This window comes from Candidatus Abawacabacteria bacterium, from assembly GCA_016207805.1.
GTDB lineage: Bacteria > Patescibacteriota > Gracilibacteria > RBG-16-42-10 > RBG-16-42-10 > JACQZO01.
Genome location: JACQZO010000001.1, coordinates 38,019 through 61,370, shown reverse-complemented (window position 1 = coordinate 61,370; position 23,352 = coordinate 38,019). Strand labels below are relative to the sequence as shown.

Genomic DNA, 23,352 nt, shown 5'->3' with positions numbered 1-23,352 from the left:
TTAGAGATCAGGTTCACTCATGAGAATCTTGTGTTCCTGTTTTTTCTCTAATTCTAAAAAAGTTAATGTCCATACTGCCGTTGTGAATACAGTTAATGTGCCCGAAATGATAACTGACCAAATGAAAAGGAGGATGACAAAAGTTGCAGCTACGGCTAAAGCTGCAGTATATGGTAATAAAACTTGAGTGAAAGTGGCAATATAGACAGCAATTGCTGGTAGGCCAAAGATCAGTAATAAATTCAATAAAGTTCTAATTACCATAAGAATCAACAACAATGTAATTAACAAGGTTTCTTGTAAGTGGAATACCACTAGTAATGAACTTTTACGAATAGAATCAATTACCGAAGATTTATGAATGACCAAATGGTAATCAGCATAATTAAGCAAAATCGTGGTAAGAGTGATAATTACGCCAAAAATGATTAATAGTGGCATAAAATCTTGAATGATTGTATTGCCAGGTAAATAGATATTTAAATAGAAACGAAAGAGTAAAATATACAGTATATAAGAGCCAATATGAAAGGCATTGGTAAGTACCCGAAATTCGGTGAGGGGAAGGAAGCTCTGTAAGCCCAAAGACACTGTTTTACTAAAGTTTAACTGTGCCTGATGATCATACATCTTAGCAATGGCACTAATAATGCCCCCTTCACTAATCACATTGAAAATGAAGGCCAAGGCATATAGTGCAAGCAGGGCAACACCAATCAAGATTGCCCAGCCTAATGGGTTCGCCGTATGAGTTAGTAAATATTGCCAAATATCTCTACCTGTCCCGATAGGTGTAGGCCATATATAGCGAATGCGCAATATGCCAATTAACATGGCAAATAATGATGCCAAGGAGCCTAATACCCGCAGATATCTATGTTCTGTGGTAATGTGCCAGGCTTTTTTGAATATTTCTGGATAATTCATGATACAGAGATGTGATCGGTCATAATAGCGTACGCTCCATAGGACCAAAGCCCTTTCCAGATGAGAGATAATCTGCCAAAAATATAAAGCAAAATTAGTAAAATGGATACAGCCACTAAAAACGGCAAGTAGGTGAAGCTAGCAATTACTAAACCAAGGAAGCAGAAGCCAATCAGACTAAGTAAGGTATCCAAACTATGTAAAAAAAGCACATGGGAAATGTGTTGAAGCCAACTACGTCCTATTGCTCGGAAAAAGTGATTGTGTTCTGAGGAAAAATAAATTGTTTGGGAATAGCGTAAAAAAGAAAAACCAGCGATGAATAGCAGGATAACTAGTAGAGTGAGCAACCACTGACCACTTTTAAGCGAAGATATAATAGCCCAAACTAATATAGCAATCAGCAGCATTTTAGTAAGATCAAAAACAAATATATGCCACCATGGTTTATGATGTGCTAAATTGTTAAGTCTCGCTAAAGTAAGGGGAACGCTTGCCCGCCAACACAAGAGAAATAATGGTGAGATCAAAAAGATACTTTTGCCGATGACATAGCTTTGGGTAATGAGAACTTGGGCTGTTTCTCCTGATACTGCCGTGTGTCGCAAGGTACTTTTTAGCAGGGTGAAAAAGCTTTCATACCATAGCTGCCAGCCAAGCAGAAAAGTAATTGCCAGGAAGAGCAGACCGCTGTTTGCGATTAGCCACAGGGGGAGACTGCGACTGGCAAGATAGCTTTTCTCCAATTGCGGGTAAAAATTCATAGAGTGAATCTAGGCAGGCAAAAGTTGTGGTTGAGACTTTTTTTCAGGGACGGGAACATCTTTGAAGAAGGCATCAAACGCATTGTTATCTAAAGTCTCTTGTTTGAGTAATTCCTGAGCAATATCTTTGAGCACCTGACGATGCTGAATCAGTATGTTTTTTGCTACGCCATAAGCACTATCAATTATTTTACGAATTTCTTGGTCGATCTCGTAAGCTAATGCTTCAGAATAATTCTTTTGTTCCCCCAATTCTTTGCCTAAAAATATGGCCATATGTGGATTACCATAGGCTACTGCGCCCACCTTGTCACTCATGCCAAAACGAGTCACCATTCGACGCGCCAAGCTTGTAGCATTTTCAATATCATTGCTGGCGCCAGTAGTAATATAGTCTTTACCAAACATTAATTCTTCAGCCACTCTGCCTCCCAATGAAGCAGCAATTTCATCCATGAAATGAGCCTTAGATTCCAATGCTTTGTCTCGTTCAGGCAAGAACCAGGTAACTCCTAAAGCATGTCCCCGAGATACGATAGAGATTTTGTGAACAGGATCAGTATGCATGAGCATTTTTGCCACCAAAGCATGACCTACTTCATGATACGCCGTGAGTACTTTTTCTTCTTCGGTCAAAATCTTTGACTTCCGTTCTGGGCCAAGCATCACCTTTTCAATAGAAGATTCTAAATCTTTCTGACTTAACTTCTCTCTATTCTGACGAGCTGCCAACAAGGCGGCTTCGTTTACTAAGTTGGCTAAATCTGCTCCGCTAAAGCCAGGAGTTTGTTTGGCAATTTTTAATAAATTAACGCCTTCTTCCAAAGGCTTATTGCGAGTATGAACCTGTAAGATTGCTTCTCTATCATCCAAGCTAGGGTTATCGATCACAATACGACGATCAAAACGACCTGGACGAAGTAATGCGGGATCTAATACATCAGGACGATTGGTGGCAGCCATTACAATCACATTGGCATTGGTATCGAAACCGTCCATTTCAACCAGGATTTGATTGAGTGTCTGCTCACGTTCATCATTTCCCCCACCAAGACCTGCGCCTCGCTGTCTACCCACAGCGTCAATTTCATCGACGAAAATAATTGCCGGAGCATTCTTTTTTGCTTTGTTGAATAGATCTCGAACACGGCTGGCACCAACACCAACAAACATTTCCACGAATTCACTACCAGAAATATTAAAGAAAGGTACATTAGCTTCTCCAGCTACGGCTCGAGCTAATAAGGTCTTTCCGGTACCCGGAGAGCCGAATAACATAACGCCATGGGGAATTTTGGCGCCAATTTTAAGATACTTTTTGGGATTTTTCAAAAAGTCGACGATTTCACTCAATTCCTCTTTTGCTTCTTTGGCGCCAGCAACATCAGCAAAAGTAACTTTGTTAGTTTCCTTATTATACAGTCGTGCTCGTGATTTGCCGAAAGAAAGAGCAGAATTATTGCTGCTTTGAGCTTGGCGAAAAATAAAAAAGATAAAAAAGACGAGAGCGGCAATAGGTAGTAAATTACCTAGTAAGCTCAAAATAAACTCTCCCCTACTGCTATCTTTTACAAAAACTTTCACTGCTGGATCAAATTGACCACGAGCGACATCCTCAGTCTCTTTATTTGCTTGCAAATAAGTATTGTTCTTAAGCTTAGCAATCACGGTATTTCCTTCAATTTGAACATAGTCAATGCTATCGGCTGGCAAACGGTAAATTTCATTGATACTTACTTCTTGAGGTGCGGGGCCTAGCAAGTCATTGCTAAAGAAAATAGCAAATAAGGAAAGTAAGAGAGCAAGAACAATGATGGTGAGATAACTTCGCTGCGTATTTTTTTTCTGTCTGTCCATATATGCGTTTATTAAAAACCTGCCCATGAATTTTACTGATGAAAATGAAGGAAAGCAATAAATAGGAGGAATTACAAATTACAAATTACGAATTACGAATGGTGAGGACCAGCTTGGATCAGATTTTAATATTGACACTTTTAAGACCCTACCCTATATATGTACCATCTATTTTTATTAAAGAAATTGGTAGAAAATAGCACGTAACTGGTTTATGTTACTTAGCTAGCACATAGGCCAAAGCAGAACGTATCACATTATTAAATACTTACTTAATTATTTATTTAACTTTTATGGCTCTAATAGAAAGAAGATCGGTTGATAATTTGTACGATGGAAATACTGTTTCACCTAGTACTCCTAGTCGTAGAGATGATTTAGTTGCTTGTATCAAGGAGCGACTTGCACGGGGAGGAATTTCCGCTCGTGAATTGAGTGAAATGGATGTGTGGACTAGGCGAGCTGTGTTGACCGTGATGCGAGGACATGCATCACGGTAGCTGCTAATCTTTCACAAGATAGATTTTTGAGAGTTTATGCTTGAGTAGCAACTTATTACGATAACGATATCTGCTTGAGCTTTTGGACTGGGTAATCCACTGATATACACTGCTTAACCAACTAAAGCTGAGGTCTCTTAATCGAAAATAGTGTTTAGTAATGTGTTGGAGAAGGTAGAACTGTAAGTATATGGGCAATGCAAAAAAATCTTGGCGTTTGAAATATAATTGATCATCATCTTTATTTAGATGATCTCGTAGCCAATTTTCAATAAATTGATCGAAAGTAGCAATGCCGGTTTTGGCTTGATTGCTGAGTTGGATAATAAGTTCTCTGGGAAAATGTGGAAGCAGATTGTGGCGAATGAAGTTTCTGCTTAATGTTGTATCTCTATTAGTACTGTCTTCTCGCCATTGTAATTGGTGTTTTTGGGCGTAAGCAATGATGTCTTTTTTTGCAGTAGTTAATAACGGTCTGAAGATCTGTTGCTTATTGAGCATTTCCATTCCTACCAAACCCTGAATGTCGCTACCTCTAATGAGGTGAAAGAGAATGGTTTCTAATTGATCGTCTTGGTGATGAGCTGTAATAATAGCTGCAGCTTGGTACTTCTTCTGATACTTTTGTAATACTTGATAACGAATATCACGAGCCGCTTCTTCCAGGCCTTTTCTTTGCTGTTTGGCAAGTGTTGGTACCGTTACTTTTTTGCTATGAAAAGGAATTTTATATTTCTGCGCAGCCTTTTTTACTAAGGCAATATCATCCTTGCTATCTTGGCGAATAGAGTGATCAATAGAAACAACAATGTAGTGATATTTACTGATTTGACTTAGGCAGTGAAGCAAGGCCATTGAATCTACGCCTCCAGATACAGCAATGATAAAAGTAGCATTCTTTTTGAAGAACTGCCGAAGATATTGTTGGATTTCTTCTAATAGCTTTAACTTCTGCCTTCTGCCTTCTGCCTTTTGCCTTCGCACTACGCCGCTCATGGCTTTTGTCTTAGATAACCTTCAATGAATGGCATGATCTCACCATCTAGTACTTTATGTACATCACTAGCTTCCGTATTAGTCCGATGGTCTTTTACCAAAGTATAAGGGTGCAGAACATACGAACGTATTTGATGGCCCCAACTATTTTGGTGAGAACCTTTTAATTCTTTCAGCTCTTCTTGTTGTTCAGCCAACTTTAAAGCGGTTAAGCGATGACGTAATGTTTTGAGCGCTAATTCTTTGTTCTGTAATTGAGAGCGTTCATTTTGGCATTGGACCACAATTCCGCTAGGAAGATGAGTAATGCGTACTGCCGAATCAGTAGTGTTTACTCCTTGGCCACCATGGCCACCAGCACGAAATACATCGATACGCAATTCATCATGATCAATTGTCACCGTTACATTATCAGGAAAGATGGGCATCACTTCAATCAAAGCGAAGGACGTTTCTCTTGAATGTTTGGCATTGAAGGGAGAATTGCGGACTAGACGATGTACACCATTTTCGCTCCTTAGTAGGCCGTATGCGTAGGGCCCTTTGATTTCAAGTGTTGCTGTTTTGATACCCGCTTCTTCTGCTGGTGAGAGATTGATAAGTTTCGCCTGAAAATGTTCTCGCTCAATAAAACGGGAATACATACGAAATAACATCTGTGCCCAATCTTGAGCGTCCAGACCGCCAGTACCGGCATGAATAGTAAGAATAGCGTCACCCTTATCATATTTGCCATGCAAAAAGGTGATTGTTTCAAAGTGCTCAAAGCGCAGCATCAAGTCAGGGACTTTGCTGTGCAGCTCTTTGGCTAATTCTGGATCTTGTTCGGGGGAAGTGATTGTCACTAATTCCAGCAGTTCTTTCTGTTGCTCTTCTAGCTGCCTAAGTTCTCCAAGGGTGGTATCTATTTCGTGAATCCGTTCGGAAACACTTTTAGCCTGCTGTTGATCCTGCCAAAAGGCAGCTTGCTCTGTTTTTTGTACTAGCTCCTGCTTTTCTTTTATTAATCTATCTACGTCAAAGAAATTCTCTCAGCTGAGAGAGTTTATCTGCTAGGCTTGCTAATTGTACTTTTAATTCATGCATAGGGTTTGAACAGATGAAGTTCGGTGCCACTATACAGAAAAGTATTTCTTGGGGGAATTGTAGTTCCTAACAATGGGGATATGCAGGATGGTTACTTTAATGTTTAATCGTTAATTTGTCAATTGATAAGTGCCATTTGTGGCCCTCTAGTGGTTATATAAGCATAGTGAGTGGCTATAAGAGCTGGTATACTTAGGGGATTGCTGTATTTCTTCTATGTCCTCTGTCCACTCCCATTTTTTCTCAGCTACTTCAGTAGATACGGTAGAACCTATGCTCACTACACCTGAAGAGGATGCATATCTCTCAGTACAATTTAGTGCCCGTTCACTAAGCAAAAGAAAAGATAATAAAAAACAATTGTTACAAGAGTTAGCTAAAGATAAGGCTGATCTTAAAAAGCCTCTAGTAATTTTGCTCCCTGGGCTTTTTACGGTCAAAAAAGACCGGACTCTTTTGGAAGACCTAATGCCTGGCTTGCAGAAGCTTAATGCGACTATTTTGATATTGGCTTCCAATAAGTCTTGCAATCAAGATATGCTGCAATGGTGCACTCAATTAGAAGCAAATGAGAAAAATATTCATCAAGCATTGGCTGCTGGAGATATAGTGATAACTCCACCAAACGGTGATCAATCTTTCACACAATCGTGTCTAGGATATGGCATTGTTCCTGTGGCACCAGTTGCTAATGGTGTGCAAGATTACGACCCAATTTGGGAATCGGGTAATGGGTTTATTTACCAAGATTATTCAGTTTGGAGTGTTTTTGCTGCTATTGTTCGTGCTTTAGAAACGTTCAAATTGCCTTACGATTGGCAAAGAATACAGAAAAACGGTATGGAAGGTTTAGAGAAATAGACCCCAAAAAAGCTTAAGAAGAACTAACAAAGTCAAAGTAGAACCGGAAAGGTAAAGGGTATTGGCAATAATCAGAGCAAATGAATCTGAGGTATTTTCATCTTGCCAATTTAGCTGGGGAAATATTCCTCTTGCCCATGCCTGTTCTATTGTAGAGTCGATTTGGTACCGTTTGCCCTCCTTCGCTAGATTCAATACTTGATCGCGATCAATAAAATAAGAGTGAGCATGTTCTGGATAAGTCAGATCAACAAGTGCATTAATCTTTCTTGCTGCTTTTACGATCCCTTTTGTCCGATCTTTTAGTGAACCATCCAAATTTAAGAGAGAATAATAGTCATTGCCTCTTTGCCATTTGAATACGCTAGAAATGCTGGCACCATGGAGAAATTGGAAAAGCAGATAGTGGTACAGGGTATCTTCCCCACAAGCGTTTCCCAAAATATTAGTCTCAGCGATAATAATTGGTTTTTGATAACTATACTGGGCGGCAAATACATTAGGTGTGAAACCATAAATGTCATTGACTAAGATAGGAGAATTAACCAGCTTAGATGTTGGTCTTTGGTGAAACTTATGAGCATTATCAGACATTGATTCATAGAGCATCAACCGATGTGCCAATGGTACTTGAGTGTTTTGCTGTTTTTGTACTTCGGCAAGAATATACGCTTGGTACTTTGCTAATCCATCCTGCAAAAAGTATTCGAATAATCGGTAATTAGGATCGTTGCTATCTGTGGGTAAAGCAAATGTCGGCTTTTGTATAGCATTTAAATATTTTACCCAAGCGAGTTTGGCATGTTCTGAATAATCAACCCTAATTTCTTTAGGATAGGTTTGTTCATTGCTAAGGAAAATTGCGATCATTGATGCGCGTTTTTCATAATGCTGCACAGCATTTGTTTGAAATACTATCTGTTCTTGGCTAGCTGCATCCGCAAAAGGAGAATAAGTAAGATACGCGCCTGTTTCTGGCACTAATTGACGGATATTATCCCAAATGATTTTTCTGCCATCAGGTGTATGCATATAAATATCACCCAATTTGGCAAATACCCAATCCGGTGTGTAGTGGGGAGCTAGTAATATAGTAGAATATAGTCCTTGCTCTTCAATAATATCCAATGCTTTTTCAATATAAACGGGCGGAGTAAATTGATTATCTGCTGATTCATATTCATACCAAGGTACCTCCAAAGAGACACCCAAAATCCCCTCTGCTTTCATAACAGCCACATCTTGACGGAACTGTTCTAAGCTGGCTTCTCGCTTATGTAAAAACACATTTACCATAATACCTTGAATGCGCTCGTCACCTTTGTATAGAAAGCGTTCTTCGATTCTCATTGGTCGGTAATCATGAGCTTGCAGATGTGCACTACTATTGTCTTTGATCACCTCTTGAGTATGTCTAGGATAAATAGCGATCAATTGGTCAAGCTGTTGAGCTAATTGGGTGGAATTGGCTGAGCTGCACTCGGAAAATTGAGCGGCATTAACTGGGGTAATTGCGATGAGAGATGCTAATAGTGCTACACCAGGAGCTTTTAGTGAAAACAGATTCATGCTATCGAAATTGATCAAACACAAAGTAGTGAAAAGTGTAGTTGAATAAAAGAGAATATTATAAAAAGCGACTTTACCTATAAAGATAAAGCCGCTTTCTTTTTAATCGACAGATTACTTAATAATTACTTCTTTCGGTTCAGGAAGTGGAGGCACAATTTCGGGAACTTTAGGTAATGGAGTGCGAATAATCTCTGGCGCCAAAATCTCCTCACGAATACGTGAACAAGCATTGTCACGGATGACTATCCATCCAGCATTTACCACTACTTGATTACACACAGCACCAGCGCCTGCACTATAATTTCGAGAATTGATAAAGTGACCACGTACTAAAATATGAAGAACATGACTTTGTTCAGTTCGATTGCCACTAAAATAAGGCGGGTTGATATAAAACAAATCTGGGCTAATAGTTGTTAGGGCTCGAAAGAAGCGTTGTGATGGTGGGCTATACTGACATTCATAGTGAATTTGAGCTAACCGAGGATTAGGTTCAACACTATTAGGATCTGAGTCATTCCAACAACTGGTACGCAAATTGTAACTGCCTAATTGTGCAGGGAAAATATCTTCAACAGTGACATATTCCACATCGCTACCAGTATTATTGATATTGATCAGAAAATCGACACTATCCCCTGATCTGGCACTTACAGCTGTATCAAGAGTATCAGCATCCTGAAATGGTCCGCCATTAACACTAACTAGTTTTCTAACATTCAGTGTGTTCAAACCGCCACCAAAAACAGTGGGTTGGGTGTTTTCCGGTTTCTGATCTAATGGGACAATGCTCTCTACTTTTTCTGCAGGTTGTGGGTCAATCACAGAGGCCAGAAAAGAACGATTATTTTGTGTGGTCAAAATAGCTGCACTTAATACGCCTACACTCAAAATAACACCAAGACCTGTAACTAGCTTACTGGACGATTTCTGCATGGCAATTATTAATAATTGCTGAGACAGTAACAATTACCCTTGTTGGTGTAAAGTTTTATTTTTTTGCCGAAGTTTCTACGAGATAAATGGTGAATAGTAGGTACATATAAGGTAATGCCAATCTCCACCAAACATTATTAAAGTATGATTGGAATCTTCCTACTAGCTTTGGCAGTGATTTCGACTTAAGGTGTGGGAGAAAAATACTTTCCATGTCCTCTATAACTACTCTCATTTTTGATTACGATGGTGTTTTTACTATTGATGAATACCGAGGAGCACGTCTGCTATTTCCCGATGAAGTCGTACTAGAAAAAATGGAAGCACCTTATTATACGGCAGCTAGTTCTACTCAGCTCTGGTCTGATTTATGCACATATTTTCACTTGAGGAAAAGTAATGAAGAGTGCATTATGACTTACAATTATGAAGATGAAGAACAGAAAGTCTATAAACAAAAAATGTTTGCATATACGAGAGCACTTGCTAAAAGATTCTCTTTGATATTGTTATCCAATCAAATGCGCGATCGCAGTTGCTACTTACGAGCTCATGAAGATTTTTCTTTCTTGAAGCAAGTCTATTTTTCTGATGAAATAGGACTACAAAAACCAGATCCGGCAATATTTCATTTTGTGCTCGCCGAACAGAAATTAAGTCCAGGTGAATGTTTGTTTGTGGATGATCGTAAGCAGAATACTGATGCTGCTCAAGCGCTAGGGATGCAGATACATACCTTTGTGGGAGTAGAAGATTTGAAACAGGTGCTAGGCTGATTGAGAGAAAAGCTCATTAATCCACTGCACAGCTCCGCCCAGAGTCACTAATAGAAATCGTGATTGGTAATGTATCTGATCTTCACTTACTTCAACTCTTCCCTTGATTTAACCACTCTCGCAAAATTACTTTCTCCCACCTGTTGTTTAATTTAACCCGAGTAGTAGAGTGAATATTTGACGAACTGCAGTGACCGCGGTAGCATTCACTAACGTAAATACATAACTCTATCTCCAGTGGCTTCTGATAAGATTGTTATTCATGGTGCACGGGTTCACAATTTGAAAAATATTGATTTGGAGCTTCCTCGGGATAAGCTAATTGTGATTACTGGTTTGTCTGGTTCAGGCAAATCCTCTCTTGCGTTTGATACTATTTATGCTGAGGGGCAAAGACGCTATGTGGAAAGTCTTTCTACCTATGCCCGTCAATTTTTGGAATTGATGGAAAAACCTGATGTGGATCAAATTGATGGTTTGTCTCCAGCGATCTCAATTGATCAAAAAAGTGCTTCTCGTAATCCCCGCTCTACTGTAGGTACTGTTACTGAGATCTATGATTATTTGCGTTTGCTCTTTGCCAAAGTCGGCCAACCGCATTGTCCTAATTGTAATCGGCCAGTGACGAAGCAAACTGTGCAACAAATTATGGATCAGATTGTAGCTATTCCAGCTGAGACGAAGCTGATGTTATTGGCGCCATTAGTTAAGGATCGCAAAGGTGAGCATGCTAAAGTGTTTGAACAAATCAAAAAAGGTGGATTTGTCCGTTTGCGGGTGGATGGTGCCATGTACAATATTTCTGACACAATTAGCTTAGATAAAAACCAAGGTCATACCATTGAGGTGATTGTCGATCGTATGGTGACAAAGGCGGCCTATGAAAAAGAAGATTTGAGTCGTCTTGCTGATTCTGTAGAACTTGCTTTAAGTTTAGGCGAAGGGATGATGTTATTGGTCAATATGACTACTAGCGAAGAAACACTTTTTAGTGAGCATTTTGCTTGTGTCTATTGTGCGATCAGCTTGCCAGAAATTACTCCTAGAAGCTTCTCTTTCAATAGTCCTCATGGTGCCTGCGGTTCATGTCATGGCCTAGGCACAAAACTAGAAGTCGATGAACATCTGATTATACCCAATCCCCGACTCACTTTGGCTGAAGGAGCTATTGTCCCTTGGGCAAAAACTTCGTCTCGTTTAAATTGGTACAATCGCATCTTGAGAGAAGTAGGGACAACTTACGGTTTTGATCTTAATACCCCTTATAATAAGTTGTCACCTGAAGTGAAGCAGATGGTGCTACGTGGTACTGGTAGCGAAGTATATTCTATTCGTGGTGTCAAAGAATATGGCTTTGAAGGTAATATGAAAGTAACCTATGAAGGTGTTATTCCTAATCTTGAACGTCGTTATAATGAAACAGAATCAGATTATGTGCGCAGAGAGATTGAAAAATTCATGCAAATTCTCACTTGTCCTGTATGTGAGGGAAAAAGATTAAAAAAAGAGGTTTTGGCAGTGAAAATTGCCGAGCAATCAATTATTGATGTTACTCAATTGTCTGTTGCTAGAGCCGTAAGCTTTTTTAAAGAGCTGAACTTGTCAGCTCATCAACAAATGATTGCTAGTCGGATTATCAAAGAAATTAATGATCGTCTACATTTCTTGAACAATGTCGGTCTGAATTACCTGACCCTGAGTCGTTCAGCTAGCACTTTGTCTGGAGGAGAGGCTCAGCGCATCCGTTTGGCTACACAAATTGGCGCACAATTACTTGGTGTTCTCTATGTGCTAGATGAACCTTCTATTGGTTTACATCAAAGAGATAATGATAGATTGATTTCTACTCTCAAGAGTCTGCGAGATTTGGGCAATACCGTGATAGTGGTAGAACATGATATGGATACCATGCTAGCGTCTGACTATATTGTGGATATTGGACCTGGTGCGGGAAAACATGGCGGTAAAGTGATCGCAGCTGGTACTCCTACTGAAATCATGCATGATCCTAAATCAACCACTGGCCAATATTTGTCAGGCAAAAAGAAAATTGAATGTCCAATGCATCGGAGAAAAGGAAATAATCTCAAAATAATCATTGAGGGAGCAGTAGAGAATAATCTCAAAGATATTCGTGCTGAGTTTCCTCTTGGTAAGTTTGTTGCTGTTACCGGTGTATCTGGTTCGGGCAAGTCTACCCTGATTAATGAAATTTTAGTGAGAGCAGCAGAAAATCACATTAATCGCAGCAATAAGCCTACTGGCTCCTTTGGCCGTATTTCTGGTCTGGAAAATATTGATAAGATAATTAATATCGATCAAAAGCCAATTGGTCGCACTCCTCGTTCTAATCCTGCTACTTATACTGGAGTATTTTCTGATATTCGAGAACTTTTTGCCGCTACTCCAGAAGCTAGAACACGGGGCTATAAAGCTGGTCGCTTTAGCTTCAATGTCAAAGGTGGTCGCTGTGAGACTTGTCATGGTGATGGCATTGTACGCATAGAAATGCACTTTCTACCTGATATTTATGTGCCTTGTGAAGAATGTAAGGGGCAACGTTATAATCGTGAGGCTTTGGAAATTCATTATAAAGGAAAGAATATTGCCCAAGTATTGGACATGACAGTGGAAGAAGCGGCACAATTCTTTGCACCAGTACCGAAAATCAAAGAGATACTTGATACCTTGATGGAGGTTGGTTTGGGCTATATCAAACTAGGCCAACAAGCTAATACGCTTTCTGGGGGAGAAGCACAAAGAGTGAAGCTCGCTACTGAGTTGGCTCGTCGTAGTACAGGAAAGACCCTATATGTTTTGGATGAACCAACCACAGGATTGCACTTTGCTGATGTTGATAGACTTCTAGCAGTACTGAATAAACTGGTGGAAACTGGCAATACAGTAATTACTATTGAACACAATCTAGACGTAATCAAATGTGTAGACTGGATTATTGACCTTGGTCCCGAAGGTGGTGAAGGCGGAGGTACTATTTTGGCTGCAGGTACTCCTGAGGATGTAATGGAAGTAAAAGACTCTTATACAGGGCAATACCTCAAAAAATTAATTAGTTCTGAATAATGAGCAGACGCGATTATCATCCAGAATTACAAACTGATGGTAAATATTTAACTAAGATTGCTGATGGTACCCCAACGATTGCTGAATTGATGGATATTGATTTTCTTAAGTTAAGTGAGGCATTGGCAACATTTGCCTTAGAGGATTTGTATCAATATGTCAGTAAAGATGCGATTGATATTGCTCGAGTAAAAGCTGTGTTAGATATATTGTTTACCAAGATAGTAGCTGGCTCATTAAATGATGAGCAAAGACAGAAGTTAGATGTGCTGTGGGACTATTTAGCAGTGGATGATAGTAACCATCTTAAACCTGCTGATATCATTTTTGTTTTTGGGGGGCCAGAAGAAGTTAAGGCTCATAAGGCTGCAGAATTGTTTAAAGCTGGTCTAGCTCCCCTGATTATTTTTACTGGCGATACCCAAAAAGCATTGGTAGCAACACCGCATACTAGTGAATCAGTAAGAGATGCTGAAATTGCTATGAGGTTGGGAGTGCCTCGAGCAGCAATATTGATTGAAAATACCTCTATCAATACACCGCAAAACGTACTCAATGCCAGGGCTATACTGGCTAAAAGACAGCCTTTTCCTAGAAGGTACATTTTAGTGAATCTACCATGGTATTTGCGTCGAGCCACTAACACTTTTATCACCAATTGGCATCAGGCTCCTGAGCCAGCCTTGAGTATTCAAAAAGTAAGTGTCGATTCCACTAGATTTACTCGGAAAGATTACCATCTCGATCGCCAAGGTTTAGAATATGTTGTCTTTGAATATCTGAAACTGAAGCAAGCAAGAGCAATGGGACATATGTAAGAAATGAGACAGATTCACTCTACAAAACCTGTTTTCTTAGTCTTTCAATTCCTAGTTCCTTGCTCCTCATTCCTTGAGCTCGCAAAAAGTCCTAGATACAAAAAGACTCCTAGGAATGAGGAACAAGGAATAATAGATGATGCTGAATAATGGCCTATCCTTATGGTACTGTCATTGATTTATCCTTCGGCACTTTTTCATTTTTGATTCGTTATTTTTTAATTTTTCGAGCTCGCGTAAATATCCTCAGCCAAAGAAAAGGGATAAAAAATGACGAATCAAAAATAAGACTCACTCGCAAGCGAGCTCGTGGTGCCCCTGGAAGGAATCGAACCTTCACAACCGGTTCCGAAGACCGGGACTCTATCCATTAAGCTACAGGGGCGAAAAGCGCGTGAATTATAAATGACAGTTATTTAATTAGCAATTTGCTTTTAGCTAAGACGTCAGTCACGGTCTGGGAGAAGAAGATTGATAGCTAAGTGTTGTTTAACAACTAGGGCTACGCTTTGGCTTCAAAGTGGTGGTATTTAGCTGAATCTTTGACTTGCATACTCACTGGTGAGGAGAGTTATTTTGCCAATGATTAATCATTCTTATGTTTGGATCTGCTCACTGGTTGCCCTTGGATCAACAAGTAATAGCTCTGCAAGAGATACTCAACACGAATCTTGAATTAACCTCCGTGCTCAAAATTGGTCGTGAATTAGGCTTCCCCAATTGGTATGTCGGTGCAGGAGCAATCGCTCAAACTGTCTGGAACTATTTTCATGGTTTTGCCCCACTTGAAGGTATCAAAGATTATGACTTTGTTTACTTTGATTCCGATATATCTTATGAAGCTGAGGATCGATGTATCCAAAAAGGTTTAACGGCATTTCAAAATATTTCTCGGCCAGTAGAGATTCGTAATCAAGCGCGAGTACATCTCTGGTACAAAGATCATTTTGGTTATGACATTCCTCCGCATGCTTGCACTGAACATGCGATTACTACTTGGCCAGCTACTGCTACTGCCATTGGTATTCGACTAGAAGCAGATGATATCCTCACAGTATATGCACCATATGGCTTACACGATTTATTAGGAATGGTAGTGCGCCCAAATAAAGTAAAAATTACCGAACAGATTTATCTTGATAAAGTGCATCGTTGGCAAGCAGCTTGGCCAAAGCTGAAAATAATGCCTTGGTAATCAAATTTGTGCTGGCCACAGCTTTTTGCTATGGTGCTGCACAATTTAAATATTATGGGAAAATTATTAGATTTTGAAATCGCTTTTGCCCAAAAAGGAGCGCGGGATTTTGTAACTACCAGTTTGTCTGAATTTGCAGCCTTAGAAGTAGGAGCACAGAAAATAGCAGTCACCTACAGAGCTCTTTGTAGAGATGATGTGCGGCAAGCAATTGATGCTTTTGTTCCCTTAACAGAAGCAGTTCGAGCAGTAAACCCATGTGTGGAAACTATGGGTAGCGATGCTATTGTTGGTGGACCTAATCATACCTGGGTAGCTTGGTTGCTAAACTCTTTGGGCAAAGTCTATGAAGACTTGTCACCAGAGGTAAAGAAACTGGCTCTTGAACAAGTGGTGGTACGTTACTTAGATGAAAGAAGAAGCGATCAAGCGACTAACCATGTGGAACTTATTGAGGATCCGGCTTTAGCTGGAGACATTGTCATTAGTAGGCCAGAATATTGGCCGGAAAGAACGACATTGGCTACTTACGAAAGAGCAGCGGCTCAGGGCAATGATACCAATATCACACACGCCACTTACGAACGTATGAGAGCTGCCTTGGATGCACTACCAAGTCCTTTTTGGGCGGCTAGAGTGGTAGCCAGAAAAGGCTGGACCAGTCCACCTGTCCAATCCACTTTTTATCGAGAGCATCCCGTGTTGATGAAAAGTACTTTGCGAGCTTTGGCCGGCATTATAGTTGTTCATGGTAAGCATAATGCAACTGTGATTGAAGATAAATTGACTCGATATGATTGGCGATTAGTAAAAGAATTACGAGAAAACATAGCTGCTAAAACCTGGACAGAATTAGCAAAATAAATAGTTACAAATCCGGCGAAATGAGCTTAATTGAGAGTTTGGTCATCTGCTCAAAAAAGCATGACCAATCAGCTGGATCAGCACCCTCAGCCAACTTGTCATACCGGACTCAGATCCGGTATCCAGTTAGGACAATGTCACCCTTAAATTATCTGTCACTTTGGAGCACTATTGTCCCTGCTGGATACCAAATCTCGTTTGGTATGACAATGGAGGTGAGGATACTAATCAAGCTAATTCGTCATACTTTTTACCCAAAATGCCAGAGGTGCAATGGATAAAGTTCTTTGGCATTCTTGTCAGTATTCAGAATTATATACTTGCCTGACTTTAAATATAATTAGCGTATAATACCTAGTGGCCTTAACCCTCTATTATATGGCTCAAACAGTTCATACTACCTCTGGGGATTCCTCAGCAAATGTACTTTTGGGAGTCTTATTGGCAGTGGTTATTATTGGTTTACTCATTGCGGCCATCTACGCTTTTGGTGGTAGAGCTAACCCTAATACTTCAGGGAACCGTATTTCAGGACAAGTGGATCTTTCGCTGCCCTCAGTGCCTGGGGTAGCTAGATAATCAAGCTTGTCTGGGGCAATACTTTCTTCTATTATCGGCAGGAAAAACTTTTTTGTGGCTATTAATTCACCTTATCTGGTTGGTATAGCTGGACCTAGCGGCGCTGGTAAATCCACCGTTGCTCAGAACATAGTGAAGTGTTGCCCCCAAGTGACGCATTTTAAACTAGACAATTTCTTTAAATCTTTGATTGAATTTCCTCGATATAAAGAATGGCCTAATCGCGAAGTGCCTGAGAATTTATTGTGGCAGGAATTTTTTACCGCGCTCAAGGCACTAAAAAATAATCAATCAGTGATTGTTCCTACATATTCTATGGCAGCCGATGCGCCCATTGGGACACATGAAGTAAAACCGACACCGATTATTTTGGTAGAAGGGTATTTACTGTTTTTGTATGAGCATATTAGTGATCTTTTTGATTTTCGTTTGTTTTTGGATGTACCAGTGAATACCCAATTAGAACGTCGACTCATGCGCCAACCCAATATGGATATTGATTATTTCCAAGAAGTAACGGTTTCGGTATTTAAACAGTATGGTGAGCCCACTAAAAACATTGTCCACAAGGTCATTGATGGTAGAAAAGATGAAGAAGCACTCTGTTCGGAAATTGTAGAACTGATGAAACGACGTGTTCCAGAATTGTTATCCGACATTAACTAGATTTCTTGTCTCGTCGCGAACGGAAGTGCGATGAGAGCGCTCAGCTATTTCTGTTTGAGCACCGATGACTTCTGCCAAACGGGTATTAAAGTTATCCATGTGTGCTAAATCAAGTAATCCTTGTGAGATAGCGGCACTAAATGCACTAGCGATGGGTAAAGGCAATACTATTGTTCCTGGTGGTACAGTTTGCTGATCTAAGAAATGCCTATCGCCTAAAATTAGGGTTGGAAGCAATTTTCTAGGAGGCATCTTTGCTGTCACTATCTTTACCTCTCTGATACCCGCCTCCCTTACTAAGGGTTTTAAGAAACGTCGAGCAATATGTCTCTCTACTCTGGTACAAGCTGTATCTATTTCAGGATGTTGTCTATTTGGCGGGAAATTGTCAGTTGCATTAGCCGGAACAAGGGCCTGAGTAAATAATTGTGAGATAAAAGGATGATGCTCACCAAGATGTTGGCTCAGAATAACACAGCGTTCGATTCTTTTGCTGGTTTTTCCTAGTCTTGCTTGAATGAGGCCTAATAACATCCCTAAAGCCTCGCGAGTTTTTGTAGTATTGCTTTCAACACCTTCTAGCGCGTGAGGATCATGAATCGATTCAGGGCATAGGGCTAGATAGGCTGCTTCTGCTAATAACACTTCCAAACTACCCAATGGTTGCTGAATAGCTATTTCAGCATCACCCTCAATGGCATGAGCAATTGTGGTGTCTACAAGAAAACTTTTTGCTCTCGTGTCTGCGATTAGTCTTTTTACATGATCTCGAATAGCTATCGCGTTTGCTCTTGGTGGTAATAAAAAGGGGCCATTTACTCCATAACCTAATTCTTCTAAAATCCTTTTTATTTCATTACGGATAGCGGTGTAAAGGCTGTTTTCTCGGCATATGAGAGTAACCTTTTTAGCAGCTATTGGGAATTCACCAGTGGAATCAGCAGTAAGGAAAGTGGGACCTTCAGGAATTGTCATCAGTATTGCTTAGCGACGTACTCTAGTCCTCCTTTAATTTCTTGACAAGAGCTAAAAAAGCTTGACTACTCACTAGATATATATGTTTTGTTATAGTTACTGACTATAAAGTATACAAGCAAGCTAGTGCTTATATTTGGGATTATCTGAATGTTGTTTAGGAAAAAAGCTTTTGAGAAAAAGAAGAAATCAATGAATAGCCTCAATAGTAAGAGTGCTAGCTGCCATTGATAATTTCGCTAAAAACGGCTCGATGGCCTTTGAAATGTGGGTCATTCAGTCTAACTGATACTTTGAGAGTATCATTGAGCATGCCGGTCATTCGCATCTGCCAAAGAGCTCGGATGCCGGCTGCATGTGCTGGCATAGCGGCACACAATGCAGCAACTTTCTCTTCAACAATTCTGCGCACAGCTACTGGATCGTCAGCAAAAAGCAGCATATGGCCCCAGGCTCGTAAACGATCATAATATTGATGATATGGTCGTGTATATAAATGTAATTGAGTGAAATGTAATTTTCCCTTATCGTCTACCACAATTCTATCACCATGAATGTCATCATGAGCTGGACCAATAAGATCATCAGCTACTAGGACATGATTAACAATACCTTTTACCATTCTACCAAAACCCGCTATAGACAGATGTTGTCTTCCTTCAGGATAGCGAGCATTTTTCAAGGGCCAACCTAAAGTACGAGATATTGTCCATTTATCGGCGTCACGGCGTCTTAAGTCTACCTTGTGCTTACGCGTATAAGTATAGGCTGCTAATTGGAAGGCTGTATGTACTGTTTCAATAGCAGCAAGGGTATCTGTAGTAGCATCATTGTAATGGTCAGTAAAATATCTGCCTGGGGTAAAACGGGTAATTACAGCGTGAGGATCGTCAAAAAATAAGGGATGCATTTGAGGCATATGCACTCCAGCTACTTCTTGACCATGATAATGATGAGTAAAGCTACGCTCATGAGGGCGCAAGTGTTGGTTTGTAGCAATAACCCACACTGCATTGTCTCTATCGACCCCAATCTGTCTATGATCAGCTAATATTCTTTCTAAAGCAGCTCGATTATTTCTGGTGGCTGGATGGAGGGCAATCTCAAACAACTGTAGTTTGGTAATGTTCGCTCCGACAAGTTTTCTGTCTAAACTTTTGCTAGCGTCTGCTGGTAAGCGTTTCATAAAAGTTGGTAAGTCAATTAGTGCATATTTGTGATATGCGATCATTTCTCATCCTACTGATTGTCTCAAAAAGATGAGATGTTAGTATAAGCTCAAGATAAAGATTGTCTAGCTTGTTTTAATATTCACCAGTAATTAGCTTAAGGAAACAATTTCTCCGCTCTTCTGCTGCTTCTACTGCTGGAGTATCCATATTGGCTAACATATCAGCTCCTAAAGCTCCTAAACCGCGCAAAGCTAAAAACCAATGCAATTCATTTTTATCTACATGGGACAATCTGGTGCTGATATTCTTGATTACTAAACTAAACATTTGCTTAGGATCTTTTGCTTTTAATATCATCCAATCCAAAGCTCGCACCCAATCATAATATTCTGCTCGACCAGGACGATACCAACATACTGGGTCCACCACATAACCAGAGCCCGTCGCTGGCAAAAATGTATGATCTCCATGCATATTACCATGTATTGCTGCAAACATGCTCGTGCCATGTTGCTCAACCAGTTGAGCCCAAGCTTGATAAATACTCTCTAATTTGTGTTGCTCCATTAATCCAGCTTTAACAATTGGCGCTCCCCAAGCTTGAATCTTTTCGAATAGCCACCTTTTTTCTTTTTCATAATCCATAGCGATAGGATGCTCGGCTAAGAAGGAGGCTAATAGCCTTTGATATCCTTGAGCCATTTCCCATACCGTATCAATGCAGCGTTGTGGTTCAGTATCAATCAGACTAGCAATTTTAGGGGCAGTGATATGTTCCAAAACTATCCAATTACTACCATCTACTTGGCCTTCAGCATGTAATTGGGGTAAGCGACATCCCGAATCAAAACCATGTTCGGTAGCGAAGCGCAACAAAGCTAATTGAGTGGATTCTATTTTATCGGTCTTAAGCACAAATCTTTGGCCATCAGGCATTAGTATCAGATGAGCACCTAATCTTCCTAATAAGAATGGTTCTTCAATAACAACTTTTCTCTCCAAAAGAAAATCCCCCGCTGTTCCCTGATATTGAGCTATTTTACTGACCATAAATACAATTACAGTAGCCTACTATAGCTAAAAATGGTTATCTTGGCTAACAAAAAGAGAGCCATTCAGGCTCTCTCTCCATTCAAAACTCAGTTATCATCCCGAACCACAATCTGGGATGAAATTATTTTTGCAACATATCTCCCAAGTTTCCCTTGAAAGTCTTCAAAAATTCATGCACTTTCATAACATCATCTGAATTGACAATCTCTTGAGCGCCTAGCTTCTCTACATCAGTTTTCATATTCTTGGTACTCATAGCGGTAGTGTTGGCACCTTGAGGAGAAAGGCTAGCAGTGATCAAAATTGAAGTTTTACAATAGTCGCATTGGGCAATGATAGCGCATTTTTCTCCAATACAACTAACAACCGTGATATCATCATTGGAGTAACTATTATCACATTGAGGACAATTCACATGGCTCTTGATGTTCCGAATGACAGCTCTGAGTGAGGTGAAATTCATTTTGTTTTCTTTACTATCTTTATTATACCTTGAGTTAGTAGCTATTGCCAATGATAGTGTTTAGTTACCCATTCATAGAGCACTTTTGTCTCTTGGAAGCGATCAGGACTGTTGAGGACTACCGTTATGAATTCGCGACCTTTATAGGCTCCTAGTGAGACGAAGGACTCGCCCGCCTGTAATGTGGTACCAGTTTTTAAACCTTTGATATCAATATAACTACCTAGTAATAAATTAGTAGACTTTACTTGATAATTAGTTCCTAAGGCAGAAGTAATAGTCACCTTCTTTTCTTTTACGATATCGACAATAGTAGGATAGCCTTTGATCATGATATGTACCGCTTTCGCTAATTCAAAAGGAGTAGAATAATTGTCAGGATCATCAAAGCCTACCGCAGTAGCAATATGGGTATTAATTAATCCTAGAGAACGAACTTTTGCATTAATTTTCTCTAAAGCGCTTTCGGTATTACCAAATATTCCTTCTACTAGTGCTTGGGTTGCATCGTTTGCTGAAGCAATTAAGCTCGCTTGCACTAATTGATGAAGGCTCAATTTATCTCCGGGTTTAAGATATAACTTTGATGCCGGCATATCAGCAGCGAATTGATCAATGGTAATGAGACGACTCAGGTCTTTTCCTTCATCTAGGGCCGTCATAACAGTAAACAGCTTAGTGATACTAGCTATCGGCATCCGTAAATAGGCATTTTTCTGATAGAGAATCGCTTGGGTCTTAACGTCCATCACAATAGCTCCACGGGCGGCAATTACTGGAGCTAAAGCTTCTTCATCTTTATGAATGCCAAAAAGAGCTGGGTCGAAACTTTTATTCTCAGCTAAAATTTGACTTTGCTGCTGTGGTGGTAAACTTACGGGGGGAAGATTGAGGAGCACAGAGCCTTGGGATGCTTGATAGAAGAGTAGGGCGCTGAGGAAAAGCGATTGGGACATGGAAATTACGAATTACAAATTACGAATGAAGGAGTTAGGGATTAGGGTGGGAGGGGTGGAGTGTTGCCAATTCTAGGGGTTTGAGGGGACGGTAAGATTTTCCTGCTAAATCTGCAAGTGATAGTGGGCCGATATTGGTACGGACCAGCTTGACTACCTCATAGCCACATTTTCTTAACATTCTTCGAATATGACGTTTTTTCCCATGATGCAAGCTGATTCTCAGTTGTATTGGTGACAGCACTTCTAATTTGTCTAATTGGAGAAATTCTTTTTGATCGCGCATGCCTCTTTTTAATTTATTTTGATCTTCCGGGCGAAAATTTGGGGTAATATTGATTTCGTAGATTTTGGTCAAGAAGAATTTAGGATGAGTCACTTGATACGCTAAGTCGCCATCATTCGTTAAGAGCATTAATCCTTCAGATTCCTTATCCAGTCTACCTACAGGGTAAAGCCGGTCACTGGATTTGGGAACCAGATCAGTCACTAATCTTTCGGCAAAACGATCTTGGGTGGAAGATGTATAGCCGATGGGTTTGTAAATTAGATACGTGACTTTGTGCACAGTGGCACTAATCAACTTGCCGGAAATCATTACTTGATCATGAGGAGAAACTTTATTTCCTAAGCTAGCAATTTTATCATTTATCGTGACTTTGCCAGCACGGATCAGCTCTTCTGCTTTTCTTCTCGAGCATATTCCACAATCAGCAATATACTTTTGCAATCGCACAGATTTGACCATAAAAACGCTTAAGTATAGGTTACAAGTAAGTAACCAAGCTTACATGCTACATACTGTCTCTCGCATTAAACCATTTTCTCTCGGTAAAATACATGGGTTACTTTGTGCTACCGTTACTTTATTAGTTGGTTTAATTCTGAATGCAGTGACAGTGTTCTGGGGCCAAAGAGCTTTATCATTAGGTTGGCAGAGTATCACTCCCGATGGTCAAATTATGTTTCATGCCCTGACTATCAAACCAGTAGAGATTCTTTTGCTCACTTGTATTTTTACTGTTATTTTCTTGGTCATTGGCTTCTTTTATGGGGTAATCTTGGCTAGTCTCTATAACTTTGCCTCTGGTATCACGGGTGGTATCCAAGTAGATTTGGCTTTGCATACGACACGGCCGGTAAGTGTCCCAGCGGCGATGCCGGAAACAAAAATTGCAGAACCTGCAGTAAAAACTGCTTCTGTACGTCGACCAGTTGTCAAGAAAAAAGCGGCTAAGAAAAAGTAAATCGT

23 protein-coding genes and 1 tRNA gene are annotated in these 23,352 nt (G+C 40.0%); 10 read left to right on the top strand and 14 right to left on the bottom strand.

Annotated features, from left to right (window positions below; all coding sequences use genetic code 11):
- The 3 genes from HY817_00270 to HY817_00260 are packed head-to-tail and all read right to left on the bottom strand — an operon-like array spanning window position 1 to window position 3,548.
- Complete coding sequence (locus HY817_00270) at window positions 1-927, bottom strand: hypothetical protein (protein ID MBI4835674.1); 927 nt, start codon at window positions 925-927, stop codon at window positions 1-3.
- Window positions 924-1,691 (bottom strand): hypothetical protein, encoded by a 768-nt coding sequence (locus tag HY817_00265; protein ID MBI4835673.1) that lies wholly within the window; start codon window positions 1,689-1,691, stop codon window positions 924-926. The genes HY817_00270 and HY817_00265 overlap by 4 nt, the downstream gene beginning before the upstream one ends.
- 9 nt (window positions 1,692-1,700) lie before the next feature.
- Window positions 1,701-3,548 carry an ATP-dependent zinc metalloprotease FtsH gene (locus tag HY817_00260; protein MBI4835672.1) on the bottom strand — a complete coding sequence of 616 codons (1,848 nt, stop codon included), beginning with the start codon at window positions 3,546-3,548 and terminating at the stop codon, window positions 1,701-1,703.
- A gap of 293 nt (window positions 3,549-3,841) precedes the next feature.
- Between HY817_00260 and HY817_00255 the strand changes: the two genes are divergently transcribed.
- Complete coding sequence (locus HY817_00255) at window positions 3,842-4,048, top strand: hypothetical protein (GenBank protein MBI4835671.1); 207 nt, start codon at window positions 3,842-3,844, stop codon at window positions 4,046-4,048.
- A 3-nt stretch (window positions 4,049-4,051) separates the two neighbouring features.
- Here HY817_00255 and tilS read toward each other — a convergent pair whose 3' ends face one another.
- Window positions 4,052-5,044 (bottom strand): tRNA lysidine(34) synthetase TilS, encoded by a 993-nt coding sequence (gene tilS, locus HY817_00250; protein ID MBI4835670.1) that lies wholly within the window; start codon window positions 5,042-5,044, stop codon window positions 4,052-4,054.
- Entirely contained in the window at window positions 5,041-6,048 is a 1,008-nt protein-coding gene (gene prfB, locus HY817_00245; GenBank protein MBI4835669.1) for a peptide chain release factor 2, read from the bottom strand. The genes tilS and prfB overlap by 4 nt, the downstream gene beginning before the upstream one ends.
- Before the next feature lie 298 nt (window positions 6,049-6,346).
- Between prfB and HY817_00240 the strand changes: the two genes are divergently transcribed.
- On the top strand, window positions 6,347-6,991 hold the full coding sequence (locus HY817_00240) for a hypothetical protein (protein MBI4835668.1): 645 nt from the start codon (window positions 6,347-6,349) through the stop codon (window positions 6,989-6,991).
- Here the strand turns inward: HY817_00240 and HY817_00235 are convergent.
- Window positions 6,980-8,560, bottom strand: a complete 1,581-nt coding sequence (locus tag HY817_00235) for a beta-galactosidase (GenBank protein MBI4835667.1) — start codon at window positions 8,558-8,560, stop codon at window positions 6,980-6,982. The genes HY817_00240 and HY817_00235 overlap by 12 nt on opposite strands.
- A 114-nt stretch (window positions 8,561-8,674) precedes the next feature.
- On the bottom strand, window positions 8,675-9,499 hold the full coding sequence (locus HY817_00230) for a hypothetical protein (protein MBI4835666.1): 825 nt from the start codon (window positions 9,497-9,499) through the stop codon (window positions 8,675-8,677).
- A gap of 212 nt (window positions 9,500-9,711) precedes the next feature.
- Here HY817_00230 and HY817_00225 point away from each other — a divergent pair, with 212 nt between their 5' ends.
- From HY817_00225 to HY817_00215, 3 genes are all read left to right on the top strand, one after another.
- On the top strand, window positions 9,712-10,275 hold the full coding sequence (locus HY817_00225) for an HAD-IA family hydrolase (protein MBI4835665.1): 564 nt from the start codon (window positions 9,712-9,714) through the stop codon (window positions 10,273-10,275).
- A gap of 237 nt (window positions 10,276-10,512) precedes the next feature.
- On the top strand, window positions 10,513-13,359 hold the full coding sequence (gene uvrA, locus HY817_00220) for an excinuclease ABC subunit UvrA (protein MBI4835664.1): 2,847 nt from the start codon (window positions 10,513-10,515) through the stop codon (window positions 13,357-13,359).
- A complete protein-coding gene (locus tag HY817_00215; GenBank protein MBI4835663.1) occupies window positions 13,359-14,177 on the top strand; it encodes a YdcF family protein in 819 nt (272 codons plus the stop codon). The genes uvrA and HY817_00215 overlap by 1 nt, the downstream gene beginning before the upstream one ends.
- Before the next feature lie 310 nt (window positions 14,178-14,487).
- Here HY817_00215 and HY817_00210 read toward each other — a convergent pair.
- Window positions 14,488-14,562: transfer RNA gene (locus HY817_00210), tRNA-Arg, on the bottom strand.
- 213 nt (window positions 14,563-14,775) lie between these two features.
- Between HY817_00210 and HY817_00205 the strand changes: the two genes are divergently transcribed.
- The 4 genes from HY817_00205 to HY817_00190 all read left to right on the top strand — a co-directional run bounded on the left by HY817_00205 (window position 14,776) and on the right by HY817_00190 (window position 17,481).
- Complete coding sequence (locus HY817_00205; GenBank protein MBI4835662.1) at window positions 14,776-15,372, top strand: nucleotidyltransferase family protein; 597 nt, start codon at window positions 14,776-14,778, stop codon at window positions 15,370-15,372.
- A 54-nt stretch (window positions 15,373-15,426) separates the two neighbouring features.
- Entirely contained in the window at window positions 15,427-16,236 is an 810-nt protein-coding gene (locus HY817_00200; GenBank protein ID MBI4835661.1) for a hypothetical protein, read from the top strand.
- Window positions 16,237-16,614: 378 nt separating this feature from the next.
- Window positions 16,615-16,815: a hypothetical protein gene (locus HY817_00195; protein MBI4835660.1), complete on the top strand. Its 201-nt coding sequence runs from the start codon at window positions 16,615-16,617 to the stop codon at window positions 16,813-16,815.
- A 54-nt stretch (window positions 16,816-16,869) separates the two neighbouring features.
- On the top strand, window positions 16,870-17,481 hold the full coding sequence (locus HY817_00190; GenBank protein MBI4835659.1) for a hypothetical protein: 612 nt from the start codon (window positions 16,870-16,872) through the stop codon (window positions 17,479-17,481).
- Here the strand turns inward: HY817_00190 and HY817_00185 are convergent.
- From HY817_00185 to HY817_00160, 6 genes are all read right to left on the bottom strand, one after another.
- Window positions 17,464-18,456, bottom strand: coding sequence for a hypothetical protein (locus HY817_00185; protein MBI4835658.1), 993 nt, complete (start codon window positions 18,454-18,456; stop codon window positions 17,464-17,466). The genes HY817_00190 and HY817_00185 overlap by 18 nt on opposite strands.
- A 217-nt stretch (window positions 18,457-18,673) precedes the next feature.
- Window positions 18,674-19,642 (bottom strand): hypothetical protein, encoded by a 969-nt coding sequence (locus HY817_00180; protein MBI4835657.1) that lies wholly within the window; start codon window positions 19,640-19,642, stop codon window positions 18,674-18,676.
- A gap of 118 nt (window positions 19,643-19,760) precedes the next feature.
- Complete coding sequence (locus HY817_00175) at window positions 19,761-20,678, bottom strand: hypothetical protein (protein ID MBI4835656.1); 918 nt, start codon at window positions 20,676-20,678, stop codon at window positions 19,761-19,763.
- Window positions 20,679-20,802: 124 nt separating this feature from the next.
- Window positions 20,803-21,144: a hypothetical protein gene (locus HY817_00170; protein MBI4835655.1), complete on the bottom strand. Its 342-nt coding sequence runs from the start codon at window positions 21,142-21,144 to the stop codon at window positions 20,803-20,805.
- Between the two features lie 41 nt (window positions 21,145-21,185).
- Window positions 21,186-22,100: a D-alanyl-D-alanine carboxypeptidase gene (locus HY817_00165; protein ID MBI4835654.1), complete on the bottom strand. Its 915-nt coding sequence runs from the start codon at window positions 22,098-22,100 to the stop codon at window positions 21,186-21,188.
- Between the two features lie 34 nt (window positions 22,101-22,134).
- Window positions 22,135-22,848, bottom strand: a complete 714-nt coding sequence (locus HY817_00160; GenBank protein MBI4835653.1) for an rRNA pseudouridine synthase — start codon at window positions 22,846-22,848, stop codon at window positions 22,135-22,137.
- A gap of 43 nt (window positions 22,849-22,891) precedes the next feature.
- Here HY817_00160 and HY817_00155 point away from each other — a divergent pair, with 43 nt between their 5' ends.
- On the top strand, window positions 22,892-23,347 hold the full coding sequence (locus tag HY817_00155) for a DUF3566 domain-containing protein (protein ID MBI4835652.1): 456 nt from the start codon (window positions 22,892-22,894) through the stop codon (window positions 23,345-23,347).
- Window positions 23,348-23,352: the final 5 nt, after the last annotated feature.